Below are 16,227 nucleotides of genomic sequence, written 5' to 3'. Positions count from 1 at the left end.
GGGAATGGGGACAATGCAAATTTCGAAGACTTCCAGGCGTCAGGCCGGGCTGTGGTGTGGCGCGGCCATGCTGGCCCTTCTGGCCACGGGCGCTCACGCCGCCGAGACGGCCGCCGCCAACCCGGCGCCAACCGCCGCGCCCGAAACCGAGTCGACCAGCGTCGAGCAGGTCATCATCACCAGCCAGCGCGAGACGCGTTCGGCGGTGGCCATGGAAGCCCAGCAGATCCAGCGCGTCCTGCCCGGCGCCAGCCCCCTGAAGGCCATCCAGTTCCTGCCTGGCGTCGTCTATCGGACCGCTGACCCGTGGGGCAACAACGAGCAGAACCTGTCGCTGTTCGTCCACGGCTTCTCGACCCAGCAGCTGGGCTTCACCATGGACGGCGTGCCGCTGGGCGACCAGCAGTACGGCAATTATAACGGCCTGTCGGTCTCGCGCGCCGTCACCAGCGAAAACGTGTCGCGCGTGACGCTGTCGTCGGGCGCCGGTTCGCTGGGCGTGGCGTCGACCAGCAACCTGGGCGGCGCGATCGAGACCTTCAGCCGCGATCCGTCGGCCGAGCGCGGCCTCAACATCCGTCAGACGGTCGGCAGCAACGAGACCAGCCGCACCTTCGTGCGCCTCGACAGCGGCGATCTGGGCAATGGCTGGAAGGGCTACATCTCGTACCTGCGCCAGGACGCCAAGGCCTGGGACTTCGACGGCCATCAGCGCGGCCACCAGGTGAACCTGAAGCTGGTCCGCGAAGGCGAGCACGGCGTGTTCACCTTCTATGCCGACTGGCAGATGAAGGTTGAGCCGAACGAGGACGCCACCGCGATGGGCAATCAGCAGACCGCCGCAGCGGCCGGCTTCACGCCCTATAGCCGCCCGTTCCTCTATCCGAACCTGGCGGCCTGCACGAGCACCCTGACGGGCGGTCCGGGCACCCCGCCGCCGGCCCAGGGCAACAACTTCTCGAACTGCTTCAGCGCCGCCCAGCGCGAGGACATCCTGTCCTACGCCAAGTACGCCTGGACCCCCGTCGAGGGCTTCACCTGGACCAACCAGGTCTATTTCCACTACAATTTTGGCCGCGGCATCGTCGCCGGCCCGGTCAACAACGCCGGCCTGCCCGCGCTGTTCGCCGCCTACTATCCCAGCCTGATCGTCGGCGGCTCGCCGACCAGCGCCGGCAGCCTGCAGAACCTGGTCAACCTGTTTGGCGGCAGCGGCAACGAGGTGCGCACGACCGAGTACCACATCAACCGGCCGGGCGCGATTTCGACGGTCGAGTGGACCCTGGGCGACCACCAGATCAAGGGCGGCGTCTGGTTCGAGCACAACGAACCGACCCAGCAACGCGCCTGGTACCCCTTCACCGCCGACAACAACGACCTGACGCCGTACGACGTGCCGCGCGGCAAGAAGGCCCTGGTCCAGTACGCGGCCGAGTTCTTCACCAACGACGTCCAGCTGCACCTGCAGGACCAATGGCGGGTGACGCCGAAGCTGCTGTTGCAGGCGGGCTTCAAGTCCAGCCTGCAGGACGCCACCGGCAAGTTCCCGATCAACCAGGTGAACCTGCCGACGGCGGCGGTGCCCGTGCACTATCCGACCGGCAGCATCACCTCGAACAAGTGGTTCCTGCCGCAGGCCGGCCTGCTGTGGGACGCCAGCGAGAACGACCAGGTGTTCGTCAACGTCCAGCAGAACATGCGCCAGTTCATCCCGTACGGCGCGGGCAGCAACTTCTACGGCTTCTCGCCGTGGAGCCTGGGCACCCAGGCCGCCTTCGAGCTGTTCAAGACGACCGTGAAGCCGGAAACCGCCTGGACCTATGAAGCCGGCCTGCGCACCCGTCGCGAGGTCAGCCTCGGCCCGATCACGGGCGTCGAAGGCCAGATCAACGTCTACAATGTGAAGTTCAAGAACCGCCTGCTGAACATCGCGCCGTTCAACTTCATCAACCCGGCGCCGGCCATCCTGGCCAATGTCGGCGGCGTCACCACCAAGGGCGTCGACGTGGCCGGCACGCTGAAGTTCGGCCCGCACTTCCAGCTCTACAACGCCCTGTCGTACAATGAATCCAAGTACGATCAGGACTACCAGTCGGGCACGACGGTCGTGGGCGGCGTGACCCAGCCGGTCACCGTGGCGACCGGCGGCAAGTACGTGCCGCTGACGCCGAAGTGGATGAACAAGACGATCGCCCGCATGACCTACGGCGCCTTCGACGCCCAGATCAGCGGCGACTATGTCGGCAAGCGCTTCGTCACCTACCTGAACGACCTGTCGGTCAAGTCGATGATGCTGGTCGACCTGCAGGCCGGCTACACCTTCGACATGACGGACAAGGGCTTCGTGAAGGGCCTGCGCCTGACGGGCAACGTCACCAACCTGTTCGACAAGAAGGGCGTCTCGACGGCCGGCGTGACGGGCAATTCGGGCGGCTACACGGCCTTCCCGCAAGCCCCGCGCATGGGCTTCGTCACGCTGTCGGCGGATTTCTAAAGGCGGCGCCTAGCGAGAACCTCGCCCTTCGACGGGCTCAGGGTGAGGTTCTCCATGGATACAGCAACTAAGTAGTCCTCACCCTGAGCTGGTCGAAGGGCGAGGAAGGACCAAGAAGAAGGCCCGGCGGTTTCCCGCCGGGCCTTACTTGTGTCCGGAAGAACCGAGGACCTTAGTCCTTGGCGCGTTCCTGATACGAATTGTCTTCCGTCAGGATCACGACGCGAGTGCCGACCGTGATGTAGGGCGGGACGGTCGTCTTGACGCCGTTGCTCAGCAGGGCCGGCTTGTAGGACGACGAGGCGGTCTGGCCCTTCACCGACGGTTCGGTGTCGACGATCTCGAGGATCATGGTGCGCGGCAGTTCGATGGCGATCGGCACGTCGTTGTGCGTCGACAGCTGCACGATCATGTTTTCCTGCAGGTACGGCGCGGCGTCGCCGATCACGTCCTCGGTGGCCACGACCTGGTCGAAGGTTTCCGGGTTCATGAAGTGATAGCCGTCGCCGTCCTGGTACAGGAAGGTGTGGTCACGCTGGTCAACGAAGGCGCGCTCGACCTGCTCGGTCGTGCGGTAGCGTTCCGAAACCTTCACGCCATCCGAGATGCGGCGCATGTTCAGCTGGGTCACCGGGGTGCCCTTGCCGGGGTGGATGTTGTCGACCGTCAGGACGACGTAGAGCTTGCCGTCCATGTCGACGACGGCGCCTTTGCGGAGCGAGCTGGCTGCGACCTTCACTTAAATTCCGTCCTTGGAAGAAAGCGCGCGCGAGGCCGCGGGCGCGATCATGCTATTGATCTGTGCCCGCCCTCCTATAGCGATCGGGGCGAAATCTCCAGCTTCTTCGGTTTCTGTCCTTGTCCCAGACCTCTTCCACGTGGTGGCGCGGCGACGTCCACGCCGACCGCCGCCCGTTCCTGCTGGCCCGCAACCGCATCACCAAGGCTTTCCGCGCCTGGTTCGACGACCAGGGATTCGAGGAGGTCGAGGCCGCCGCCCTGCAGGTCTCGCCGGGCAACGAAGCGCACCTGCACGCCTTTGCCACCCAGGCCCTGACGATCTCGGGCGAGGCCAGTCCGCTCTACCTGCACACCTCGCCGGAGTTCGCCTGCAAGAAGCTTCTGGCGGCGGGCGAGGAGAAGATCTTCAGCCTGGGCAAGGTGTGGCGCAACCGCGAGCGCGGGCCGCTGCACCATCTCGAATTCACCATGCTGGAATGGTACCGGGCAGGCGCGCCCTACCAGACCCTGATGGACGACTGCGCGACCCTGCTGGCCCTGGCGGCCGAGACGGCGGGAACCACGCGCTTCAACTTCCGGGGCATGGCCTGCGATCCGTTCGCCGAGCCCGAGCGACTGTCCGTGGCCGAGGCCTTCGAGCGCCACGCCGGCGTCGATCTCCTGGCCAGCGTCGCCGCCGATGGCGCGACCGATCGTGACGCCCTGGCCGCCGCCGCCCGCGCCGCCGGGATCCGGGTGGCCGATGACGACGGCTGGGCCGACGTCTTCAGTCGGATCATCGTCGAGAAGGTCGAGCCTCGTCTCGGCGAAGGCCGCGCCACGGTGCTGTGCGAATATCCGATCTCCGAAGCGGCCCTGGCCCGTCCCAAGGACGCCGACCCGCGCGTGGCCGAACGGTTCGAGCTCTATGCCTGCGGGGTCGAGCTGGCCAACGCCTTCGGAGAGCTCACCGACCCGGCCGAGCAGCGCCGCCGGTTCATGATCGAGATGGACGAGAAGGCCCGCATCTACGGCGAGCGCTATCCGCTCGACGAGGACTTCCTGGCCGCCCTGGAGCACATGCCCGAGGCGTCGGGGTCAGCGCTCGGCTTCGACCGCCTGGTCCTCTTGGCCACCGGCGCGCGGCGGATCGAGGACGTGATCTGGACGCCGGTGGCGGAGGGCTAGTTCACGCGCTTATGGACCACGCCGTACGGGTCTGCGTGGACCCGACGCAAGGCCGGATCCTTGTCCAGCAGCGCCACCACCGGGTCGTCGGGCGTGAAGATCGTCCAGGCCACGTGATAGTCGGCCAGCAGCTTGCGGAGCGCGACAGGATCGGGCTCGACGGCCTGGAAGTAGCGCTGGCTGAACGCGTCGCCGTACATGTCGGCCCGGCCGTCGATGAACGGCTTCACGCCCTTGTAGATCAGATAGCCGCCCAGGCCGTAGCCGTTGAGCACCGGCTGGGTCCGCAGCTCGGCCGGCACGCTGTCCAGCGCCGTGACCGGACTGTTGACGCCGTCGATGCGGTGCAGCGGCAAGGCCAGGCGCACGCCCAGCAGCAGGACGCAGGCGACGCCGAAGCCGGCCAGCAGGGCCCGTGACGGCTTGGGCCTGGCCGGATCATGGCCCAGCGCTTCGGCCATAGGACCGGCCAGCAGCAGCGGCGCGATGGCGGCCAGCACCAACTGGTGGCGGACGTGCTGCAAGCCCATGACCAGCAAGGCCAGCAGCAGCAGCAGGCGGAACGTTGGGATCTTCACCCCTCGCCCCAGGCAGACGAACAGGGTCGCCAGCAGCACCATCGCGAAGGTCGAGAGGTGCGAGAAGTCCTCGGCTCGCCACTCGGTGATGTGCGGCAGCACCGCCATGCTGGTCACCTGGAACGGGAACAGCAGCGCCGCCGGCCCGTGCGGGGTGATCGCGGCGCAGGCCAGGCTGAGCAAGCCGAACAGGCCCCAGCCGCGCAGCACCTTCAGGCGGTCGGCGGTCGGCGCGGCCAGCGCCTCCAGCCCGAAGGCGCCGGCGACCACCAGGCCGAACACCCAACTGCCGTGCAGATTGGCCCACAGGATCATCAGCGGCGCGAAGATCAGACGCGGCGCCCGGTCTTCGTCGCGGGCCGCCAGCATCTCGATCGTCCAGGCCAGCAGCATCGGCAGCATGAACAGATGCGGCCGGACCAGAAGACTGCCGCTCATGCAGGCCAGGGCCAGGATCGTCGTCGTGATCAGGGTCAGGCCGCCCAGTTGCAAGGATAGCCGGCGGGCCAGCATCCAGGTCGCGCCGCCCACGGCGACCGCGAACAGGACCAGCACCCCGGACCAGCCGGCCAGGCGCGCGGCCAGGGCCATCAGCGCCTCGGACAGCCACTCATGCGCCACCCACGGCCGACCGGCCTGGGTGTAGGAGAAGACATCGTGGTCGGGGACGCGGCCATGGGCCAGGATCCATTCGCCCGTGGCCATGTGCCAGTAGGTGTCGCCGTCGTTCAGCACCTGGGGCAGAAACAGAAAGACCAGCGCCATGACCAGGGCCGCCGCGAGCGGGACGATGTTGCGTTCCTGGGTCACTATGGTCCTCTCCCCTTCCTAAACAGGGTTAAGGGCCAGAGCTGAACAGACCCGTAATTTGCCTCGGCCCCGGAAATCCCGCATATCCCCGCGCCTCATGCCGCCCCCCTCTTCGACCTTGGCGAAAACCCTCCGCGACGCCCGGTCCCTGACCGAGGCCGGACTGATCGCGCCCGAGCGCCTGCCGGCGCTGGAGGCGGTGGCGGCGCGCTATGCCGTGGCGATCACGCCGGCGATGGCCGAGTTGATCGATCCGGCCGACGCCAATGATCCGATCGCCCGGCAGTTCGTCCCATCCCCCGAGGAGCTGGTCAGCAGCCCTGGCGAGGACGGCGACCCGATCGGTGACGCCGTCCACAGCCCGGTCGAGGGGATCGTCCATCGCTATCGCGACCGGGTGCTGCTGAAGCCGACCCACACTTGCGCGGTCTATTGCCGGTTCTGTTTCCGTCGCGAGATGGTCGGGCCCGAGGGTCTGGCGAACCTGACCCCGGCCCAGCTGGACGCCGCCTTCGCCTATATCGCCGGCCGGCCGGAGATCTGGGAGGTCATCGTCACGGGCGGAGACCCCTTCGTCCTGTCGCCCCGTCGCCTGGCCGATCTGATGGACCGGCTGGAGGCGATCCCCCACGTCAGGATCGTGCGCTTTCACACGCGCGTGCCCGCCGTCGATCCCGAGGCCGTCACCGACGATCTGGTCGCGGCGCTGAAGCGCTCAAGCAAGACCGTCTATGTCGCCCTGCACGCCAACCACGCCCGCGAACTGACCCCGGCCGCCCGCGCCGCCTGCGCCCGGATCGTCGACGGCGGGATCCCGATGGTCAGCCAGACGGTGCTCCTGCGGGGCGTCAATGACGACGCCGAGGTGCTGGCCGAGCTGATGCGGGCCTTCGTCGAGACCCGGATCCGCCCCTACTACCTGCACCACGGCGACCACGCTCCGGGCACCGCCCACCTGCGCACGACGCTGGCCGAGGGTCAGGCGATCATGAAAGCCTTGCGCGGAACGGTCTCGGGCCTGGCCCAGCCGACCTATGTCCTCGACATCCCCGGCGGCCACGGCAAGGTCCCGGTCGGACCGAACTATGTCGCAAAGGGGCTCGGGGGGGACGCGATCGAGGACCCGGACGGCGTGGTCCGCGCCTATCCGCCCACGGCGTGATCTCCGCCCGACAACCCCGCTCACGTTGCATCGCAGCAAAGCCTTGGCGGCGCCACGGTTTCTCGTGCTAGAAAAGTCGGCACATCCAGGGCGCGGACACGCAGGTCCGGCGCGAATTCAAGCGAAGGCTTGGCTTTTATGAGTGAAATCAAGACGGTCGGCGTCATCGGCGCGGGCCAGATGGGGTCCGGCATCGCGCATGTCGTCGCCCTCGCCGGCTACGACGTGCGTCTCCATGACGTCTCGCGCGATCGGATCGACGCGGGCCTGGCCCTGATCGAGAAGAACATGGCCCGCCAGGTCGGCCGCGGCATCATCGACGACGCCGCGATGAAGGCGGCCCTGGCCCGCATCTCGGCGGCCGAGAGCCTGGAGGCCATCGGCGCGACCGACCTTGCGATCGAGGCCGCCACCGAGAACGAGGAGGTCAAGAAGTCGATCTTCCGCAGCCTGCAGCCGCACCTCAAGCCCGATACGCTGCTGGCCTCGAACACCTCGTCGATCTCGATCACCCGCCTGGCCTCGGCCACGGATCGTCCCGAGCGCTTCATCGGCCTGCACTTCATGAACCCCGTGCCGCTGATGAAGCTGGTGGAGATCATCCGCGGCATCGCCACGGACGTTCCGACCTATGAAACGGCCGTGGCCTTCGCCAAGTCGCTGGGCAAGATCACCAGCAACGCCGAGGACTTCCCCGCCTTCATCGTCAACCGCGTTCTGGTGCCGATGATCAACGAGGCGATCTACACCCTGTACGAAGGGGTCGGCACGGTCGACGCCATCGACACGGCGATGAAGCTGGGCGCCAACCATCCGATGGGCCCGCTTGAGCTGGGCGACTTCATCGGTCTGGACACCGTGCTGAGCATCATGAACGTGCTCCACGAGGGCCTGGCCGACAGCAAGTACCGCCCCTGCCCGCTTCTGGTGAAGTATGTCGAGGCTGGCTGGCTGGGCAAGAAGACCGGCCGCGGCTTCTACGACTATCGCGGCGAAGTCCCGGTTCCGACCCGCTAAAGTCACCCGATAGGGTCCAGCGTTTCGTCGGCGCGACCAGTGTGCGCGCCGACGAACCGCCCCCAGCCGCCTCCTGGGTTTCCGCACAGGAGGAGGCACTGGGCATGGCGCGCCTGTACCCCACCGGCGCGCGACATGCCCCTTGTTCTCGCGCGGCGTCGCGGCTCTGTCATTGACCGACGATCCACATTCTATTGCTCTGGAATTTTCGCCGGGATGAGTCTCGGCCGTTCGCTGAGGCTTCCGCGTGAATGAGCGTCTAAGTCGGGATCTATGGGTGTTGGACGCCCGCGAGCAGCCCGACGCCCTGGAACTCTACCGCAAAGCCTGCGCGCACCTGTTCGACATCACCTTGCTGTCGCCCGAGACCGAGTTCCACAACCGGCTGGAAGGCTATCAGCTGGGCCCCGTTGTCTTCGCGCGATGCGTCGGCGTTCCTCAGCGGTTCGAGCGCAAGCTCACCCACATCATGGCCGACGCGACCGACACCGTCATGGCGGTGCTGGACCTGGGACAGAACGTCTGGCGCGCCGACTATGACGGACGCGAGGCCAGCAGCGACATGGGCGCAATCCGGCTGGTGGACATGGCGCGGCCCTACGAATCCGCGAGCCGGAGCCCCTATGTCACCCTTTACCTGATGCTGCCGCGCGGCCTGCTGGATCCACAGGCCGCCAGCCTGGACTTCCACGGCCTAGTGGTGTCCGAGGCCAGCCCGTCGGGAAGGATGCTGTCCTCGCACCTGCGCGCCCTGTGGGAATCGATCGAGGCGATGACCTCGGCGGAAGCGCCCATGGCCGCCAAGGCCACGGCCGCCCTGGTGAGTGGTGTGATCCTGGCCTGCGGCGAGCCGATGAGCGCCGATCCCCGCCCGCTGGAAAAGGTGCTGCTGAGCGCCGGCCAGCAGTTCGTCGCGCAGCGGCTGGACGATCCGGACCTGTCGCCGGAGACGGTGCGTGAGCACCTGGGCGTGTCGCGGAGCCAGCTCTACAAGGTGTTCGAACCCGCCGGCGGCGTCAGCGCCTTCATTCAGCGGCGGCGGTTGGACCAGGCCTTCGACGTAATCCTGCAGGACCGCGCCGAGCAGATGACCCTGGCCGAGGTGGGCTATCGCCACGGCTTCCGCTCGGACGCCCACTTCAGCCGCGCCTTCCGGGCCCGGTTCGGCGTCACGCCCGGCCGCCTGCGCAAGCTGGGCGAGGCGGCGCGTCAGGAAGGCCTGTCGGCTCAGGAGCGGCCCGACGACGTCTTCGCCTGGCTTAAGGGACTCTAGCCAGCCCCCATCGCCACGGCGACGTGATAGGTCACGAACGAGGCCAGATAGGCCAGGCTGGTCATGTAGACGAACATCACCGTCGGCCAGGTCCAGCCGTTGGTCTCGCGCTTGACCACGCCCAGCGTCGCCGCGCATTGCGGGGCGAAGACGTACCAGGCCAGGAACGACAAGGCGCTGGCCAGCGACCACTGGTGGGAGAGCAGCGAGCCCAGGGTCGTGGCGGCCGCGTCGCCTTCGCCGCCCACCGCGTAGACCGTGCCCAGCGCCGCCACCGCGACCTCGCGGGCCGCGAAGCCCGGGATCAGGGCCACGGTCATCTGCCAGTTGAAGCCGATGGGGGCCATGACCGGCGCGATGAAGGCGCCGATGCGGCCGGCGAAGCTGTAGTCGATGGCCGGACCCGTCGCGCCTTCCGGCGGATAGGGGAAGGTCGACAGCACCCAGACCAGCACCATCAGCGGCAGGATGATCCGGCCGGCGCGGGTCATGAAGATCCGCGCGCGCGTCCACAGGTTCATCAGGACGTTGCGCGGCTCGGGCCAGCGATAGGTCGGCAGCTCCATCATGAAGGGCTCGACCGCGCCCCGCCAGAACACGCGGCGGATGACGAGCGAGACCAGCAGGGCGCTGACGATGCCGCCCGCATAGAGGCCAAACATGACCAGGCCCTGCAGCGACAGCACGCCCCAGACGGTCTGCTTGGGAATGAAGGCGCCGATGATCAGGGTATAGACCGGGATCCGCGCCGAGCAGGTCATCAGCGGGGCGACCAGGATGGTGGTCAGCCGGTCATGCTTGTTGTCGATCACCCGCGTCGACATGATGCCGGGGATGGCGCAGGCGAAGCTGGACAGCAGCGGGATGAATGCCCGGCCGTGCAGGCCCGCCCCGCCCATGATCTTGTCCATCAGGAAGGCCGCGCGGGCCATGTAGCCGCTGTCTTCCAGCAGCAGGATGAAGAAGAACAGGATCAAGATCTGCGGCAGGAACACCAGCACGCTGCCGACGCCGGCGATCAGGCCGTCGGAGATTAAGCTGGTCACCAGCCCGGCCGGCAGGTGGGCGTTGGTCCAGCCGACCAGGGCCGCGAAGGCCCCGTCGATGCCGTCCATGACCGGCGTGGCCCAGGTGAACACCGCCTGGAACATCACGAACAGCAGGGTCATCAGGATCAGGACACCGGCGACGGGGTGCAACAGCACGTCGTCGATCTTGCCGGTGACGGTGTCCGGGCGCTCGGGCGGCTTCACGCAGGCCTTGAAGATGCGCTGGGCCTCGGCGTGGGCGGCGCGGATCTCGCCGGCCGTCGGCTCGCGCCAGACGTTCTCGGTCGCCACGCGGCGTTCGGCGATCAGCGCCTCGACCTTTTCCAGCAGTTCGGGAACGCCACGCTTGCGGGTCGCCACGGTGGTGACGATCGGCGCGCCCAGTTCCTGCGACAGGCGCTCCAGGTCGATCCGCAGGCCCTGGCGCTGGGCGATGTCGTACATGTTGAGGGCCAGGACGAACGGCCGGCCCACCTGCTTCAGTTCCAGGACCAGGCGCAGGACGAGGCGCAGGTTTGTGGCGTCGGCCACGCAGATCAGGGCCTCGGGCGCGATCTCGCCTTCCAGTTTGCCGACCACGGCGTCGCGGGTGACCACCTCGTCCGGGCTGCGGGCGCGTAGGGAATAGGTGCCGGGCAGATCCAGCACGCGCATCTGGCGGCCGGACGGCGTGGTCAGCACGCCCTCCTTCCGCTCGACGGTGACGCCGGCGTAGTTGGCTACCTTCTGGCGGCTGCCGGTCAGGGCGTTGAACAGCGCGGTCTTGCCGGAATTGGGGTTGCCGACCAGAGCGACGCGGGCGGGCTCGGCGACCAAGGACTTCGAAGCGGTGTCGGGAGCGGTCGTGGCGGTATCGAGAGCCAAGGTCTTAGCGTCCGTCGAATTTCACGGTGACGGCGCCGGCTTCACGCCGACGCAGGGCGACGCGCGTGTCGTCGACGCGGACGGCGATCGGGTCGCGGCCGAACAGGCCTTCGTGCAGCACCTCGATGGCGGCGCCCTCCACGAAGCCCATCTCCAGAAGGCGTCGCTCAAGCTCCTCCGCCGCCACGGCCTCGGCCGCGCCCGACACGCCGGTGACCTTGACGATCACCCCGCGATCGCCCCGCCCGGCGGTGGCCAGGGGACGCACGCCGGAGGTCTCGGCTGGGTTGAATGGAGAGGACAATGCAAACGCCTCGGACATAATGGCTCCGATTAGATTGCGAACGATTATCAGTCGAAGAGACCAATGTCGATTCAGCGATCTGCGCGTCTTGGGTTATGATGCACCTTAAGGGCTGTTAGGACCGAATGGCGCAGGGTCGTTAATAGATTAGACTCTTGGCGCGCTGGTCGGTCTGATTGCGTCTTACGATTCGTGTGGGCGGATGATGCGTAGGCTGATGCTGTGGCTCCTGACGGGGGCTTATCTTTGTCTGGCTTTGATCGTCTCCCTCTTCCTCTGGAGGATGGGCGCGACTCCGGCTGTCGGCGTTTCAGCCTTCATCGGCAGCCTGGGCCTGGCCTTCGCCTTTCACGGCGTGCTGGGCCAGACCTTCCTGGCGGCCGCCCTGCGAGGCGACATCGACACCGTGCGCGAAGCCCACGCCATCCTCCTGGACCAGATCGAGAAGGTCGACGCCCGCGTGTCGGATCTGGTGGAATCGGTCGCCGCCGACGCCCAGCGCCGCACGGAGGAGCTGTCGACCGAGGTCCACCAGCTGGAAGACCTGATCGCCAGCATGAACGACCGGCTGGAGCACCAGCTGAACCACCAGGTCGCCGCCGCCTCGGCCCGCAGCCACAATCTGGGACGCGAGCGCGCGCCCCACGCCAGCCACATGCTGCAGGTCGTGCAGGACGCCCTGGCCGAGAACCGCGTCGATCTCTACCTGCAGCCGATCGTCAGCCTGCCCCAGCGCCGGACCGTCTTCTACGAGAGCTTCTCGCGCCTGCGCGACGAGACCGGCCGCGTGATGATGCCGGCCGAATACCTGGCCGTGGCCGAGCCCGAGGGCCTGATGACGGCCATCGACAACCTGCTGCTGTTCCGCTGCGTGCAGATCGTCCGCCGCCTGGCCAAGCAGGACCGCAAGGTTGGGATATTCTGCAACATCTCCCTGGCCAGCCTGGGCGACGAGAGCTTCTTCCCGCAGTTCCTGGAGTTCATGCAGGCCAACAAGGACCTGGCCGGCGCGGTGATCTTCGAGCTGGGCCAGGCGGCGTTCGATCGCCGGGGTCCCGTCGAGGCCCGCCACATGGCCCGCCTGGCCAGCCTGGGCTTCAGCTTCAGCCTCGACAAGGTCAGCGACCTGGATCTGGACTTCCAGGACCTGGCCCGCGCCGATGTCCGCTACCTGAAGGTCGGCGCCCAGATGATGCTGGACCAGCTGGAAGAGCAGGACGGCAAGCTGGTCATCGCCTCGCTGCCCGACCTGAACGCCGCCGACTTCGCCGCCCTGACCCGCCGCTACGGCATCGAGGTCATCGTCGAGAAGGTCGAGGCCGAAAAGCAGATCGTCGACATTCTCGACTTGGACATCGGCTACGGCCAAGGCCACCTGTTCGGCGAGCCGCGCGCCATTCGTGACGCCGTCCTGGCCGAGGCCGAGCCGCCGCAGGACTTCATGCGCGGGGCCCTGCGTCGCCGCGCCGTCGCCTGGTAGGCCGCTAGTGTGCTGGATTTGAAGTTCGCCCGCACTTGGATCAGGTTCTGAGCGAACTTCAAATCCAAAAAAGCACACTAGAAACAAAAGCTTACTAGCGTCCTTATCGATTCCGAAGTTCGTCGGAGCTTGCCACAAGCGCTTGCGAACTTCGGAATCGGGACACTAGACTACTGACAGCTTTGGGCGCCTCGCCGCAAGCTTCGGAATGACCGGGGCCGAGGCGTGGCGCACGATCTCCTCACGAAAGGAGATCCCCATGATCGCTGCGACCTACCCCAATGACGACGCGCGCTGGGACGCCATGCGCGCCAAGGATCGCGCCGCCGAGGGCGTCTTCTACATCGGCGTGCGCACCACCGGCGTCTACTGCGTCGCCAGTTGCGGCGGCCGTCCGCTGCGCCAGAACGTCGCCTTCTACGCCACGCGCGAAGACGCCCGCGCCGCCGGCCTGCGCGCCTGCCTGCGCTGCAAGCCCGACCTCAACCGCGAGACCCTGCGCTGGGCCGTCGGCGAGACCAGCCTGGGCCTGGCCCTGGTCGCGCGTTCCGAGGCCGGCCTGCGCCTGCTGACCCTGGGCGATGACGCCGAGGCGCTGCGCCACGACCTGGAAAAGCGCTTCGAGCACGCCCGGATCGTCTCGGACCCGGAAGGCCTCGCCGCCGACCTGAAGGCCGTGGCCGATCTGGTCGACCATCCCGGCCAGGCCCTGGACCTGCCGATCGACGCTCAGGGGACCGAGCTGCAGAAGGCCGTCTGGGCCGCCCTGCGCGAGATCCCGGCCGGGCGGACCGCCTCCTATGCCGACATCGCCCGCGCCATCGGCCAGCCCACCGCCGCCCGCGCCGTGGCCCAGGCCTGCGGGGCCAATCCGCTGGCGGTGATCACGCCCTGCCACCGCGTGGTCCGCGCCGACGGCGGCCTGTCCGGCTACCGCTGGGGCGTCGAGCGCAAGCGCGCCTTGCTGGCGCGGGAGCCGGCGTGACGCTCGCCCAGACCCGGATGGACTGGACCCGTATAACCGCCGAGCTCGACGTCCGCGGCTGGGCCCTGACCGGTCCGATCCTGAAACCCGAGACCTGCCGGGGGATCGCCGACCTCTATCCCCAGGACGCGGGCTTCCGTAGTCGAGTGGTCATGGCCCGCCACGGCTTCGGGCGCGGCGAGTACAAGTACTTCAGCTATCCCCTGCCGGAAGTCGTCCAGCGACTCCGGCAGGGACTCTACGGACCGCTGTCGACGATCGCCAACGCCTGGGCCGAACGCCTGGGCGAAGACCGCCGCTTTCCGGAAGCGCTGGACGACATGCTGGCGCGCTGCCGGCAGGCCGGCCAGGCGCGGCCCACGCCCCTGCTGCTGACCTACGGCCCCGGCGACTACAACTGCCTGCACCAGGACCTCTATGGCGAGCACGTCTTCCCGCTGCAGGCGGCGTTCCTGCTGGACGAACCGGGCCGCGACTTCGACGGCGGCGAGTTCGTGATCGTCGAGCAGCGGCCCCGGCAGCAGTCCGCGCCGCAGGTCGTGCCGCTAAGGCAAGGCGAGGGCGTGATCTTCGCGGTGCGCGAACGGCCGGCGGAAGGCGTGCGAGGTGTTCACCGCAGGATGCTGCGGCATGGGGTAAGCGAGATCCGCTCAGGCCGACGGCGGACCCTGGGCGTGATCTTCCACGACGCGACCTAACCCAGCGGCGAGACCCCGAACAACAGCCGGTGCAGGACGAACACGAACACCGCGTACAGCGCCGAGCCGGCGACCACCGCGATCACGTCCGCGATCGGCTTGGTCACGACCGGCGCCGGCTCCCCGCGTCTCAGCGCCGAGATCAGGTCCGCGACCGCCCAGACCAGGAACGCGCCGAACAGCAGCGCCGAGGCCTGGTCTCCATTGGCCAGCAGGTGGCCGGCCGACCAGAGGATGGTTCCCAGCAGCATCGGATGGCGCACGGTCGCCTTGATCCGTCCGACCGGGCCGTTCGAGCCGGCCAGCAGCACGAAGGCCACCCAAACCAGGCCCATCGCCGCGTGGCGTCCCCAGGGCGGCGGATCATAGAGCTGCGGCGCCATCGGCCGGAACTGGATCCAGCCCCAGATGATCAGGCCCAGCCCCACCGCCGAGAGGACGGAATAAAGCCCCTTCCAGCGCCCCGGATGGGCGGCGACCTGGGCGGCGCGGAACGGCGCGGCCAGGATCCGCGTCGAGTGGACGCCCAGAAACAACGCCAGCCCCAGGATCAGTATCGTCATCGACCACTCCTCTTCGCGCGGAGGATAGTCACGGAACGGCGGTCTTCGAAAGCTTCGCCTTCTGGCCCTTGAATCCTCGCCCCTCGCGAACAGCTAAGGCGGGGCGAGATTGACGCCCGCCCCTTCACTCGGTACCGCCCTCGCCATGATGGACTTCCCCGCCGGCCTTTCCGCCCTTTCCGACCGCTATGACGTAGTTCTGTGTGACGTCTGGGGCGTGATCCATAACGGGGTGGAGAGCTTCCCCGCCGCCTGCGCGGCGCTGACCCAATGGGCCGAGACCAAGGGTCCGGTGGTGCTGATCTCCAATTCGCCGCGGCCGTCGTACGACGTGGTCGCCCAGCTCGACAGCCTGGGCGTGCCGCGCTCGGCCTGGCAGGGCTTCGTCACCTCGGGCGACGCCACCCGGGCGTTGCTGACGCCGCATACCGGGACCAAGGTCTGGAAGATCGGCCCCGAGCGCGACGGTCCTCTATGGGCGGGCTTCGACCTGACCCTGGCCGGTCCCGAGGACGCCGACTTCATCCTGTGCTCGGGCCTCTATGACGACGAGAGCGAGGTTCCCGAGGACTATCGCGACCGCCTGAAGGTCGCCGCCGACCGGGGCCTTAAGTTCATCTGCGCCAATCCGGACCGCGTCGTGCAGCGCGGCGACAAGCTGATCTTCTGCGCCGGCGCCCTGGCCGATCTGTATGAGGCCCTGGGCGGCAAGGTGGTCATGGCCGGCAAGCCCTATGCGGCGATCTACGACCTGGCCGTGGCCGAGGCGGCGCAGCTGCTGGGCCGTCCCGTCGACCGCGATCGGGTGCTGTGCATCGGCGACGGCGTCATCACCGACGTGAAGGGCGCCCACGACCAGAAGCTGGCCTGCCTGTTCATCGCCAAGGGCATCCATGGCGAGACGGCCGTCGGTCCCGATGGCCAGCTGATCCCGGAAGCCGTCCAGGCCCTGCTCGACGCCGAGGCCGTGGGCGCGACCCACGCCATCGGCGATCTGGTCTGGTAAGCAAGAAAAACCCACAAAGACAAGAAAAGGGGGATC

Annotated in this window: 14 protein-coding genes; 9 read left to right on the top strand and 5 right to left on the bottom strand. The window is 67.8% G+C overall.

All coding sequences use genetic code 11. The annotated features are described in order from the left end of the window. Positions 1-13 precede the first annotated feature (13 nt). Positions 14-2,494, top strand: coding sequence for a TonB-dependent receptor (locus CSW62_RS02965; protein ID WP_099575712.1), 2,481 nt, complete (start codon positions 14-16; stop codon positions 2,492-2,494). Between the two features lie 172 nt (positions 2,495-2,666). Here CSW62_RS02965 and efp read toward each other — a convergent pair whose 3' ends face one another. After that, positions 2,667-3,233: an elongation factor P gene (gene efp / locus CSW62_RS02960; RefSeq protein ID WP_099575711.1), complete on the bottom strand. Its 567-nt coding sequence runs from the start codon at positions 3,231-3,233 to the stop codon at positions 2,667-2,669. A gap of 119 nt (positions 3,234-3,352) precedes the next feature. On the opposite strand from efp, the gene epmA reads away from it, so the two are divergent. Beyond that, a complete protein-coding gene (gene epmA / locus CSW62_RS02955) occupies positions 3,353-4,402 on the top strand; it encodes an EF-P lysine aminoacylase EpmA (RefSeq protein ID WP_369827419.1) in 1,050 nt (349 codons plus the stop codon). On the opposite strand, the gene CSW62_RS02950 is transcribed toward epmA, so the two are convergent. After that, on the bottom strand, positions 4,399-5,790 hold the full coding sequence (locus tag CSW62_RS02950; protein WP_099575709.1) for a hypothetical protein: 1,392 nt from the start codon (positions 5,788-5,790) through the stop codon (positions 4,399-4,401). The genes epmA and CSW62_RS02950 overlap by 4 nt on opposite strands. Before the next feature lie 97 nt (positions 5,791-5,887). Between CSW62_RS02950 and CSW62_RS02945 the strand changes: the two genes are divergently transcribed. The 3 genes from CSW62_RS02945 (at position 5,888) to CSW62_RS02935 (ending at position 9,242) form a co-directional block, all read left to right on the top strand. Beyond that, on the top strand, positions 5,888-6,952 hold the full coding sequence (locus tag CSW62_RS02945) for a lysine-2,3-aminomutase-like protein (RefSeq protein WP_099575708.1): 1,065 nt from the start codon (positions 5,888-5,890) through the stop codon (positions 6,950-6,952). Between the two features lie 138 nt (positions 6,953-7,090). Next, the gene (locus tag CSW62_RS02940; RefSeq protein ID WP_099575707.1) at positions 7,091-7,969 is read left to right on the top strand and encodes a 3-hydroxybutyryl-CoA dehydrogenase; all 879 of its coding nucleotides are present in this window, start codon (positions 7,091-7,093) and stop codon (positions 7,967-7,969) included. Positions 7,970-8,246: 277 nt separating this feature from the next. Next, positions 8,247-9,242, top strand: a complete 996-nt coding sequence (locus CSW62_RS02935; RefSeq protein ID WP_233206597.1) for a helix-turn-helix domain-containing protein — start codon at positions 8,247-8,249, stop codon at positions 9,240-9,242. Here the strand turns inward: CSW62_RS02935 and feoB are convergent. Together feoB and CSW62_RS02925 are read right to left on the bottom strand one after the other, a co-directional pair. Continuing rightward, entirely contained in the window at positions 9,239-11,107 is a 1,869-nt protein-coding gene (gene feoB, locus CSW62_RS02930; protein ID WP_099582153.1) for a ferrous iron transport protein B, read from the bottom strand. The two genes, CSW62_RS02935 and feoB, sit on opposite strands and share 4 nt — an antisense overlap. Positions 11,108-11,159: 52 nt before the next feature. Next, positions 11,160-11,477 (bottom strand): FeoA family protein, encoded by a 318-nt coding sequence (locus tag CSW62_RS02925; protein ID WP_099575705.1) that lies wholly within the window; start codon positions 11,475-11,477, stop codon positions 11,160-11,162. A gap of 187 nt (positions 11,478-11,664) precedes the next feature. On the opposite strand from CSW62_RS02925, the gene CSW62_RS02920 reads away from it, so the two are divergent. The 3 genes from CSW62_RS02920 (at position 11,665) to CSW62_RS02910 (ending at position 14,622) form a co-directional block, all read left to right on the top strand. Beyond that, positions 11,665-12,939 (top strand): EAL domain-containing protein, encoded by a 1,275-nt coding sequence (locus CSW62_RS02920; protein WP_099582152.1) that lies wholly within the window; start codon positions 11,665-11,667, stop codon positions 12,937-12,939. 259 nt (positions 12,940-13,198) lie between these two features. After that, complete coding sequence (locus CSW62_RS02915; protein ID WP_099575704.1) at positions 13,199-13,924, top strand: methylated-DNA--[protein]-cysteine S-methyltransferase; 726 nt, start codon at positions 13,199-13,201, stop codon at positions 13,922-13,924. 17 nt (positions 13,925-13,941) lie between these two features. Continuing rightward, positions 13,942-14,622: a 2OG-Fe(II) oxygenase gene (locus CSW62_RS02910; RefSeq protein ID WP_099582151.1), complete on the top strand. Its 681-nt coding sequence runs from the start codon at positions 13,942-13,944 to the stop codon at positions 14,620-14,622. On the opposite strand, the gene CSW62_RS02905 is transcribed toward CSW62_RS02910, so the two are convergent. Then, positions 14,619-15,185, bottom strand: coding sequence for an NnrU family protein (locus CSW62_RS02905; protein ID WP_099575703.1), 567 nt, complete (start codon positions 15,183-15,185; stop codon positions 14,619-14,621). The two genes, CSW62_RS02910 and CSW62_RS02905, sit on opposite strands and share 4 nt — an antisense overlap. A gap of 145 nt (positions 15,186-15,330) precedes the next feature. Between CSW62_RS02905 and CSW62_RS02900 the strand changes: the two genes are divergently transcribed. Then, the gene (locus CSW62_RS02900) at positions 15,331-16,191 is read left to right on the top strand and encodes a TIGR01459 family HAD-type hydrolase (protein WP_099575702.1); all 861 of its coding nucleotides are present in this window, start codon (positions 15,331-15,333) and stop codon (positions 16,189-16,191) included. Positions 16,192-16,227 lie beyond the last annotated feature (36 nt).

Origin of the sequence: Caulobacter sp. FWC2 (genome assembly GCF_002742625.1) — a bacterium.
Classification (GTDB): Bacteria; Pseudomonadota; Alphaproteobacteria; order Caulobacterales; family Caulobacteraceae; genus Caulobacter.
The sequence above is the reverse complement of the archived record's forward strand: the minus strand, read 5'-3'. Positions and strand labels throughout refer to the sequence as shown.

Bases quoted from the DNA above. Each gene is read 5' to 3' on its own strand.
- CSW62_RS02965 (WP_099575712.1), top strand. From the start codon at position 14: ATGCAAATTTCGAAGACTTCCAGGCGTCAGGCCGGGCTGTGGTGTGGC.
- CSW62_RS02945 (WP_099575708.1), top strand. From the start codon at position 5,888: ATGCCGCCCCCCTCTTCGACCTTGGCGAAAACCCTCCGCGACGCCCGG.
- CSW62_RS02940 (WP_099575707.1), top strand. From the start codon at position 7,091: ATGAGTGAAATCAAGACGGTCGGCGTCATCGGCGCGGGCCAGATGGGG.
- CSW62_RS02925 (WP_099575705.1), bottom strand. From the start codon at position 11,477: ATGTCCGAGGCGTTTGCATTGTCCTCTCCATTCAACCCAGCCGAGACC.
- CSW62_RS02920 (WP_099582152.1), top strand. From the start codon at position 11,665: ATGCGTAGGCTGATGCTGTGGCTCCTGACGGGGGCTTATCTTTGTCTG.
- CSW62_RS02915 (WP_099575704.1), top strand. From the start codon at position 13,199: ATGATCGCTGCGACCTACCCCAATGACGACGCGCGCTGGGACGCCATG.
- CSW62_RS02910 (WP_099582151.1), top strand. From the start codon at position 13,942: ATGGACTGGACCCGTATAACCGCCGAGCTCGACGTCCGCGGCTGGGCC.
- CSW62_RS02905 (WP_099575703.1), bottom strand. From the start codon at position 15,185: ATGACGATACTGATCCTGGGGCTGGCGTTGTTTCTGGGCGTCCACTCG.
- CSW62_RS02900 (WP_099575702.1), top strand. From the start codon at position 15,331: ATGATGGACTTCCCCGCCGGCCTTTCCGCCCTTTCCGACCGCTATGAC.